Source organism: Pleomorphomonas diazotrophica (genome assembly GCF_002844595.1).
In the GTDB taxonomy this organism is placed as follows: Bacteria; Pseudomonadota; Alphaproteobacteria; order Rhizobiales; family Pleomorphomonadaceae; genus Pleomorphomonas; species Pleomorphomonas diazotrophica.
Genome location: NZ_PJNW01000038.1, coordinates 1 through 381 on the forward strand (window position 1 = coordinate 1; position 381 = coordinate 381).

Annotated in this window: 1 protein-coding gene; it reads right to left on the minus strand. The window is 63.5% G+C overall.

Features of this window, described 5'->3' with window-relative positions; translation table 11 throughout:
* The coding region (locus CXZ10_RS21300; protein WP_210199982.1) for a hypothetical protein at window positions 1-199 on the minus strand (199 nt) is incomplete at its 3' end.
* Between the last annotated feature and the right edge of the window lie 182 nt (window positions 200-381).

Here is a 381-nt window from a genome sequence, read left to right on the forward strand (position 1 = left end):
TGGCCGGGCACCAGAACCGCCGCTCGAACGGCGGGTCGTTGTCCTTTACGCCGACCTCTTGCGAAATCGTCATGCCCGCAATGACGCAGGCGCCGCGCTTGTCGGGCATGTTCAGCTCGTCGGCGACCCGAATCAGCCCGGCCATCACTTGCTCGCGGGTGAGCAGCGGGTCATCCTGCAGGAACCGGGTGAAACTCATGTGTCGTATCCCTCGTAGTTGTCGTAGCGCCGGTGCGCCAGCACGTCATAGAGCCAGTGCCCGAGGGCGCCGAGCACCACAGCCGCAGACAATGCTGCGAAAATGCCCTCGACGCCGACCATTTCGAGCTAGGTCAGGTCGTAGGTATGTGTCGGCGTGACGTCGATGACACCGTTGCCGGT